Genomic DNA, 8,930 nt, shown 5'->3' on the forward strand with positions numbered 1-8,930 from the left:
CTTACATCATCTTTGGCCTGTCCTATCGCTACAAAATGTGAGCGGCTACCTACATCAATACCGGCGGCATTAGGATTAATAATTTCCATTGAAACATTTTTCTTCACAAGCATTCTTTTTTAGTTTAAAAATGCTCTACAGGGAATGTACCTTTGACATGTAAATATTCTGATCGGGATGTCCAACTGGGGACTCACCACTGAAATCATCTCAAAGCCTTTTTGTTGTAGCAGAAAGGCTTTTTACATTCCAACCAGGATTACGCCCGTGCTATCACGCAACAGTCTTAAATCGGCCTTACAATAGAGCAAGGCAATATAATAATTATGCTGATGCACCTGTCAAACGTTAGCTTCGGAAATCATTTTTGGAGGAGCCGAAAAAGGAGGGATTACTGATAACGTTTTTGCGGACGTTTTAGCAATAAGAAATATTGGTAAGGCGAAGCTTCTAGACGGGATGTTTAGGTTAAAACCTTTTCAATTTTTATGCCTTAACGGCGTCGTGAATGAATATTTATTGAAGGGTAAAGGAATCGATCCTACTTATAATACGTTCGATGAATTACAACAGTTACAGGTAAGAATACAAAGTGAAATAAATGAAGACTTTCCTCGCCTTTCCTATGATGCTTTCCTCTACAAGCACTTAGATAATAAATCACGTTTCTTTAGAATAGGGAGTACAGACGGAGTAAATGGCGCTTCTATCTTATCTGAAATGGTTACAAATAATGTAGTTTCTATAGGATGGTATGACTTGGGTGACTTGGAAGATATAAGTCCTCTTACTAAAGTTGGGATTAAAGATGCATTAATGGCAGAAGGTTTTTACGACAATGCTAGCACAGCCTCCAGGAAAGCAGGTGAAATATTTAAGTTTTATAATGAAATAAAACCCTTTGATTATGTTCTTGTCGCAGATGGGATATCTATAAAGGCGATTGGTAAAATAGTTAGTAATAATTACTTCTACGAAGGCACTTTTTCATTTCCGCACTGCAGGAATGTTACGTGGATCAAAACAAATATTGACGACTTGTTTATAAACGAAGGTTTAATGACATCGGTTTGGCAATATGAATATCCCAATAGTATAGAGCAGATAGAAGTTTATCTGGGAATTCGAGAACCTAAAGGAATACCTGTTCCTCCAGTTGGACCTACACCTACTCCCCAACCTAACTTACCGGAATTTCCATTAAACATCATTCTTTATGGCCCTCCAGGTACTGGTAAAACTTATAATACAATCGATAAGTCTGTTGAAATAATTAATGGTACTGTCGGTGATCATGAACAAAATAAATTTGCTTTTGACAAACTGAAATCAGAGGGAAGAATAGCCTTTGTTACGTTTCACCAAAATTATACTTATGAAGACTTTATTGTAGGTTTAAAACCGGCTACGGAAAAAGAGCAACTCTTATTTAAGAAGCACGAAGGGATTTTTTATAAGATAGTGGAAAAAGCTAAAAAAGCGTATGAATTAGGGAGCAATTCAAACATACAAGCTGATCGTTTTGTATTGATAATAGACGAAATTAACCGCGCAAATATTTCCAAAGTTTTTGGGGAACTGATAACGTTACTTGAGGATGATAAAAGGTTAGGGGCAGATAATGAATTGTCGGTGACTTTATCCAACGGTGAAACCTTTACCTTGCCTCCAAACTTGTATATTGTAGGAACGATGAATACTGCTGACAAATCAATTTCCCTGATTGATATAGCGTTAAGAAGACGGTTTGAGTTTATCGGAATGTATCCAGATTCGTCTGTTTTAAATGGTCAATATTCAGACCGCGTCACCTTTCTTGAAAGTATAAATAGGAAAATTTATGAGAAACGTAAAAATGCCGACTATTTGATTGGTTACGCCTACTTCATTAGCAATCTTTCCCTAGAGGAGATTATAACAAAAAAAGTAATTCCACTAGTTTCAGAATATTTTAATGGTCGAATAGAAGAGGTGGAATCATTATTTGAAGAAACGGGCTATGAGGTAAAGTATGATACCTCGAAATACAAATGGTTTGTTTCACCAAAATCTATTTCTGATGCAGTTGCATAAAGTATTCGAATACGGTGCTTTCAATGGTTTCGACAGGCAATTGTTAGAGTTTTATGTTAAAGAAGTATGGAATGAAAGGTTTACAGACATAGATGTGAACGACGAAGACCTCGAAAAAAAGCAGAGAATTCTTTCGTTTGTTGATAATACTGCAATCGCTCAAAACTACATTGGCTTTATTCAAACAGAAAAAGATCAGGTAGAAATATATCCAAAGGTTTTTAGGAATTATAATCTTACTGCCCAGAATGTCGAATTGTTTCAAAAGCATATTTTCTTCTGGTTTGATTACTGTCGTAAGTGGAGATTTCCTATTACTAAAACTAGTTTGGATCGTTTTAATCATTTGGACTTTCCGGAGCTGATTATTAAACTTATAGCAGAACGATTTTTGGATGTGATAAGCCAATCGCCAATTTCTTTATATGAGGAGATTGAGGAAGGAGTAAGTATGCCGCGAGGTACGATTAACTTTTCAAGGTACTTATCTCAAAGGTTGTCAACAGGCAACAATAATATTATTGAATGTGACCTCGAACCGTTGCAGTTTGATAATAGTTTGAATAGGGCTATAAAATATGTTACGAGGATTTTATTAAATAAAGCAAAGTTTACAGAAACTCAACAAAAGCTGCAGGAGATTATATTTATTTTAGACGAGGTAGAGGACGTGCAATGCACATCCTGGCATCTATCAACCATTAAGATAAATCGCTTTTATGAAGATTATTATGAATTGATTGATATCTGCAAACTTGTGTTAGACCAGCAGATTTATAATAATCAGTTCTACCAACAACCACAATGGTGTTTGTTGTTTCCGATGGAATACATTTTTGAAGACTTTATCGCTGGGTTTTTGGAAAAGAAATTCAATAAAAAGTGGCTTGTTGAATATCAGAAGTCGGAGATGTTTTTGACGGATGAGAAAGTATTTCAAATGCGACATGATATACTTTTAACTAACAAGGAAGTAAAGAACTTGAAAATTATTGTGGATACAAAGTATAAGCTTAGAAGCGCAAAAGCAAGGGAAGATAAGAAAAGAGGAATTTCTCAATCCGACCTCTATCAGGTTACCTCTTATGCCTTTAGAAGAGGATGTAATTGTGTTCTCTTATTATATCCTAATTATTCTGAAACAATTCAAACTCGTGACTATTTTTCTATCACCTCGCCCTTCACGAAAAACTCTGAAGTTATAAAAGTTATTGCGGCAGAAGTGCCTTTCTGGAGTATGAAAGAGTTTAACAACATTGCCCGATCTTTAGAAAATATGTTGAGTGACATTTTAAGTGAATGTATGAGGTTGAAAAGTGAAGCTTCTTTTGTTATTGGTAGCCAATTGTAATAGTAAATCCAGTTTTTCCTACCAGATTAGAACTTGCCTAAGTTGACTTAATATTTAGAATTAATTAAGTTGAGGTGAAAAGGAGTGGTACTTTTAACTGACTTTGACTTTAAGTACATTAAAAGTCCGAGATGAGAAGACGGAAGACCTTCGTTATCAGATGCTTTTAATTCTACTGATATCCAGTACTTGAACAAGTAATTAGCATCTTCTTTATTATCACTCAAATGCTGTCCCAGAAAAGGCAAATAATTAGGAAGTCCCCAAATAAATAGTAATCCTCCGTCTTTTAAAAGTGGCCTTACTTTATCAAGCAATTGTCTTGTCTGTTGAATGTAGTGATCAGCAGGGGATGATATAGAGGACCGGCCGATATCTTCCCGACCAAAGCGTGTTTTCAATAGAATTGCGTCAAATTGCCCTTCTTTAGGAACAAGTACGAAAATCATAAAAAAAGGAAGAAGGAGTTTGGTATCGCTGCAAAAATTGTGAGCATTTATGTTAAAACAGTCGAGATCATCCCCTCAAAGGGAATGTCGAAAATTTCTCATGTTGCCTTCCCTCCAATTGATAGGTACCTCTTGTCAGGATTGAAAAAGGATTTACAAATTGAGAATATCAGCTGGTCTGAAATGGAGGAGGAAGCCTTTATGAAGCTGATTGATCAACTTAAAGAGTTTATGAAAGAAGAGCCATTTTGGAAATTGGAGTATTATTGGGATTTGAATAAAAAAATAAATGTCAAAACACCAGACTTATAAGGAAAGTTTACTTTCTGCACTTGATTGCCTGGATGATGCAGCAGGTCATGCAATCTCAGCAGTTTTGAATATTGCTTTTGCAGGACAATATAAGGAGTTGGGCAGGCTATATGAACAAGGCGAAATATTACAAGTTGAACCAGAGATGTTTGAAGATATAGGAGATGTAAATATTGACCTTATTTTGAAACTAATTGTAAATATTAATGAAACGAAGGCAAGCATTCGGAATTTAAATTCCATGTAGAACAAATGAAATAAAACATCTTTAGACATTACCTGGTTAAAAGATAATCCTTGCTAATTTAGATAATCTTCCTGATCCTGATGTATTGGCGGAGAAAATTGCAGAGAATTTGGAGAGCGCGTTGGGGAGTTTTAGGGAGGTGTTAAAACGCCTGAATAAGGATTTACAGAATTAGAAGATCAGCGGGTTACGGGAATAAAATGACTAAACTGATTTGTATCAAAACAATAACTAATAAAACATATGAATATCTTGAGACTTGTTCGATAGGTAAGATAAAAAATAGCCATTTAAATTACTTTCTTTACAGTAATTAATGACATTGTTTGATATGAAATTTCAACACGCTGGTCGCAACTATAGTTTAGATGTGTTAAGGGTATTAGCAATATATATGGTTGTTCAAATTCATACAGGTGAATTTTACTATATAGCTAAAGATGGAAATGTGCTGCCGGGCATGGATGCTTATTGGGTCGGTTGGTACAACTCATTGTTCCGGTCCTGCGTTCCGTTATTTGTAATGATTTCTGGTTTTTTCCTTTTTCCCGTCAAGGATGTCAATACATTCTACAGAAAACGGTTGAGCCGTGTTGTTATTCCATTTGTTATATGGTGTATCCTGTATGCTTTTTATCAATTTTTTCTTGGACAGGTAAACCTCGAAACAGCATTCACAAATATCTTAAGAATACCTGTAAACTTCGGAACTGATATTGGTCACTTGTGGTATGTTTATATGTTGATTGGGCTTTACCTGTTTGCACCTGTTATTTCTCCATGGATAGAAAGTGCATCTGAAAAAAATATCCGGTTCTACCTTGTACTTTGGGCAATCGCAATGACAGTACCCTACTTACATATAATCTTTCCGGAACTGCTGGGTGAAGCATACTGGAACAAAACACCTTTGCTGTATTATTTCTCAGGGTTTATGGGTTATGCAGTTCTGGCATTTTATATTAAACGTTTCTTTTTGTTACCATTTCCCGGGCAATACGTAATGGGAGCCTTTCTTATAGTTGCAGGATATGCAATAACAGCAATCGGCTTTATTCAAAAGCTTCCGACAGCTCCAAACGTCAGGTTGCTTGAGCTTACCTGGGGATTTGAAACCATCAATGTAGCCATGATAACTGCAGGGTTGTTTTTAATTATAAAAAATATAAAAACAGCAACACCTGCATCGGCTTTCAATAGTTTATTATTTGATGTTTCGCGCAAAAGTTATGGAATCTACCTTGGTCATATCATGGTTCTGAATGCAGTTCATTCTTTATTTGATAAACTGTTCACCTCTGCCGCCATCAAAATCCCGATTATAGCTGTCATTACTTTCATTACAACTTACATTATAATGAGGCTACTCTCTTATTTGCCTAAAAGTAAGTACTTCATAGGATAGACATTTTGCCAATAAATTGAACAGGAAAAGGAATATATCCCTTGCAATTGCCAGAACTTCTGTGCGACCACGCGAAACGATTCTTTCTTTGGTTACTTTCTTTTCATCAAGGAAAAGGAAGTGACAAAAAGCTGAAGGGGATTAAAAGATAAATGACTTGCTGACATAGATAATCTTCCTGATGCTATCACTTCCTTTTACACCTTTACTGTAAAACTATTGCTGAGATCAGTATCGGGTGGAATGTGACCCAACATTCGACACATATTTGCAATCTGGCCCTTGTGATGAAATTCGTGGGTAATAACATGAGTCAGTATTTGTAAAGGAGTAGGATGCTCGAGCGGGTTTCCCGAGAATGTTCCATCTATTTCTACTTCCCATTTATTTTCAAACTTATTGAAGAAGATAGCTATAAGGTTGTCGACACGCGTAAAGTGTTGACGGATCAGCGATATTGTTTTCGGCTGCTCGTTTTCCAACAGATCAAGAGGCTGTTGGAGCGTGTAGTGGCCAAGCCAGTAAAAATAACAGCACGCAGTGTGCTTGAGTAAATAACTGATGGTTTTATTATCTAAAGCGGGAACAGGTGTGTTGACGTCTTCTTTAACCTCGTTTTCTAAAAAATCCAGTACCAGTTGCCTTGTATCCCTGATCAGTGAATATTGTTTTTGTAATAGATTTTGCATCGTAAAAAAGATTAAAAGTATATGAAGAACCGCTGCCATTTAGACAATATCACAAGGTGGGAAAGCCAATTTATATTCTACATAATCCTGCAATGATCAAATTCTATAAATCCTAATGTAGAGGATAAGAATGACACGAACCATATTTTCGGAAGTCAAAAGGATTTAGCCTCAGCCAGCAAAATCTACTGTATCTACATCTTTAACCAGGACTTCGTTTTAAAGAAGGCGTTCAAACATTTACTGATGAGACAACGTTATGGTTTCTCCCGGCATTACATCATATAAAACATAACTTTCTTTAGCATCTTTTTGTATTTTCAGGTTTGGCTGTTGATTTGATTTTACAACTTTCCAACTCCCGGGCACGTAGGTTTTTAAAGTAAGCGGTACATCATACACCCGGCTATCCAATGTCTGCTTCAGATGGACCGTAATAGTGCTACCGGTTTTATTTTCACTTACATCAGCATGCATTCGTTCACGCATATACTTTGCCACATCTGCAAATGTTGCCACCCATAAGTTATTCTCATTTTGCTTAATGTATCTGAAATATGTTTCAAGCAGTTCATGCGGCAATGCTTCCCAGCCCAATCCATCTATACCATGAAACACTAGCACCAACCATATGTTATTATGAGCAAGTGTTGTATCAACATAAGATTTCATTTCCTGCAAAGAAGTTTTAGAAAGTGGTCCGCGTTGCCATTGCACATATTCTTTGTTTGAAGAACCGGGTTGAGTTTTGTAACCACGATTTATTTCAAAGAGAAAACTATCTGTCATCATATTCCGCAAAGCAGCGTAAGCAGGAAAAGCATATTTTAATGCACGAGGATGTTCGACGCCAAAAGGGATCTCGGCATCAAAAATATATTTATCGCCAAGGTGCTCTTTAATATCTTCTTTGCTTTTATAAAGCTCATACGACATATTTGTCGTATCCAATACGGCAAGATGTGTATGCGTTACTGTGTGGCTGGCAAATTCATATCCCTTTGCTGCATACGCCTTAATACTATCCCAAGCCAAACCTTGTTCCTGTGCTACTTCATCACTAAATTCGATACCTTTTTTCAAAGCTCCATTTCTCACTTTCTGATAAAGTGTGTCCATTAATTTATGGGCTTCATCTATTTTTCCATCCTCAAATGCAATGGCGCTTTTATCGTAAAGAGCATCAGCGCCTATGTAACCCAAATATTTTGCAGCCGATGCCCTTTCAAAATAGTTATCTGCATTAGTAGGATTTGAAGCAGACTCTTTGATGATATCTTCGACCGGCCGGCCAACAAATTTTCCCTGGTATCGTGAGCCTTTGATAGGACCTGTAATGATATAAAACGTTGCAGGCAATTGCAACCGTTCCATTATCGGTAATGCATATTTAAACTGATTGCGGTTACCATCATCATACGTGAGTGATATTGCCCCTTTTTTATCATCTTTCCATTTCGTGATTGTTGTTTGGCTTATAGCACTATTTATTAAAAAGGATAAGAAACAAACAGAGAATAATGTTTTATAAGTCATGCTTTAAAGATAAGAATATGATCTAAAACATAATAAGCAGATATTAGTACCGCGTTTATTTTTTTCAAAAGGAGCGCCAAACCCCTGCTATCCGTGTATTTAGCTATGGATGTAACGAAAAGCCGGACTGTGTGAGGGATTTGAAAAACATCAGCTAGATGCTTCTGCAATTATTGTGGGAACGGCAGTCCTACGAATTCCAGATGTAATGTGGGCAGGAGTAGTTCTTCCGGATAGTGTATTGTTGAAGTCGGGGCAGTTGAGACAGCACGTAAGAAGCTGTCGGACAGTTTATTACCTGTTATAATCCATCAAACAGATTTAAGCGTGTTGAAACTTATCATGCGGTTGATAACCCTGAAGGCGGGTGGTGGAAGTTCGGTTATGATGAGATTGTAGCTCGTGATAAGACTTCACTTGATATTACCTGGTTGAAGGATAAGTCTCTTGCTTATTCAGATAACCTTCCTGACCCTGATGTATTGGCGGAGGAGATTGCGGAGAATTTAGAGAGTGGGTTGGGGAGTTTTAGTGAGGTGTTGAAAGACATTAAAAAGGAGGATATTATGGAGAAGTTCTAGGCTATACAGAATACTTCTTTGCAAGCATTCCCCATCCTCAGTCGCACAATTATCTTTTGTTCTGTAAATATTTTATAAATAGCTAAGCCACCACTGCCTGTGGTTTCGTCTGTATTGATCGAACCATTTGCATGGCTTATAGAGAACAACTATAACAAAAAGCCAGGTAATGTAGACAATCCATAGATTAAAGCCAAAGTGCTGCGGACGAAATAAGAAAGGGGTGTTTACATCGACGATGTCTTTTGATGTATGTCCGGTCAAATAAAAAAGGATCACACAAATAG

General features: G+C 36.7%; 9 protein-coding genes and 1 pseudogene. 6 read left to right on the top strand and 4 right to left on the bottom strand.

Translation table 11 applies throughout. The annotated features are described in order from the left end of the window. Positions 1–504 precede the first annotated feature (504 nt). Both B154_RS30975 and B154_RS0121160 read left to right on the top strand, forming a co-directional pair. Entirely contained in the window at positions 505–2,073 is a 1,569-nt protein-coding gene (locus B154_RS30975) for an AAA family ATPase (protein ID WP_169337686.1), read from the top strand. After that, on the top strand, positions 2,060–3,424 hold the full coding sequence (locus B154_RS0121160) for a 5-methylcytosine restriction system specificity protein McrC (RefSeq protein ID WP_018616361.1): 1,365 nt from the start codon (positions 2,060–2,062) through the stop codon (positions 3,422–3,424). Before B154_RS30975 ends, B154_RS0121160 begins: the two co-directional genes overlap by 14 nt. Positions 3,425–3,471: 47 nt before the next feature. Here B154_RS0121160 and B154_RS0121165 read toward each other — a convergent pair whose 3' ends face one another. After that, on the bottom strand, positions 3,472–3,873 hold the full coding sequence (locus B154_RS0121165; protein WP_018616362.1) for a hypothetical protein: 402 nt from the start codon (positions 3,871–3,873) through the stop codon (positions 3,472–3,474). A 39-nt stretch (positions 3,874–3,912) separates the two neighbouring features. Here B154_RS0121165 and B154_RS0121170 point away from each other — a divergent pair, with 39 nt between their 5' ends. The 3 genes from B154_RS0121170 to B154_RS0121180 all read left to right on the top strand — a co-directional run bounded on the left by B154_RS0121170 (position 3,913) and on the right by B154_RS0121180 (position 5,837). Then, on the top strand, positions 3,913–4,185 hold the full coding sequence (locus B154_RS0121170) for a hypothetical protein (RefSeq protein WP_157580908.1): 273 nt from the start codon (positions 3,913–3,915) through the stop codon (positions 4,183–4,185). Continuing rightward, on the top strand, positions 4,163–4,432 hold the full coding sequence (locus B154_RS0121175; RefSeq protein WP_018616364.1) for a hypothetical protein: 270 nt from the start codon (positions 4,163–4,165) through the stop codon (positions 4,430–4,432). The genes B154_RS0121170 and B154_RS0121175 overlap by 23 nt, the downstream gene beginning before the upstream one ends. Before the next feature lie 331 nt (positions 4,433–4,763). Next, the gene (locus tag B154_RS0121180) at positions 4,764–5,837 is read left to right on the top strand and encodes an acyltransferase (protein ID WP_026260341.1); all 1,074 of its coding nucleotides are present in this window, start codon (positions 4,764–4,766) and stop codon (positions 5,835–5,837) included. Between the two features lie 197 nt (positions 5,838–6,034). Here B154_RS0121180 and B154_RS0121185 read toward each other — a convergent pair whose 3' ends face one another. Both B154_RS0121185 and B154_RS29375 read right to left on the bottom strand, forming a co-directional pair. Then, positions 6,035–6,526 carry a DinB family protein gene (locus B154_RS0121185; protein ID WP_157580909.1) on the bottom strand — a complete coding sequence of 164 codons (492 nt, stop codon included), beginning with the start codon at positions 6,524–6,526 and terminating at the stop codon, positions 6,035–6,037. A gap of 240 nt (positions 6,527–6,766) precedes the next feature. Beyond that, complete coding sequence (locus tag B154_RS29375; protein WP_018616367.1) at positions 6,767–8,062, bottom strand: polysaccharide deacetylase family protein; 1,296 nt, start codon at positions 8,060–8,062, stop codon at positions 6,767–6,769. Positions 8,063–8,493: 431 nt separating this feature from the next. On the opposite strand from B154_RS29375, the gene B154_RS33160 reads away from it, so the two are divergent. Further along, positions 8,494–8,643: a hypothetical protein gene (locus B154_RS33160; protein WP_018616369.1), complete on the top strand. Its 150-nt coding sequence runs from the start codon at positions 8,494–8,496 to the stop codon at positions 8,641–8,643. A 72-nt stretch (positions 8,644–8,715) separates the two neighbouring features. Here the strand turns inward: B154_RS33160 and B154_RS33165 are convergent. Further along, positions 8,716–8,930 (bottom strand): annotated as a pseudogene (locus B154_RS33165) (hypothetical protein); the annotation flags it as partial.

It is taken from the genome of Segetibacter koreensis DSM 18137, from assembly GCF_000374045.1.
In the GTDB taxonomy this organism is placed as follows: Bacteria; Bacteroidota; Bacteroidia; order Chitinophagales; family Chitinophagaceae; genus Segetibacter; species Segetibacter koreensis.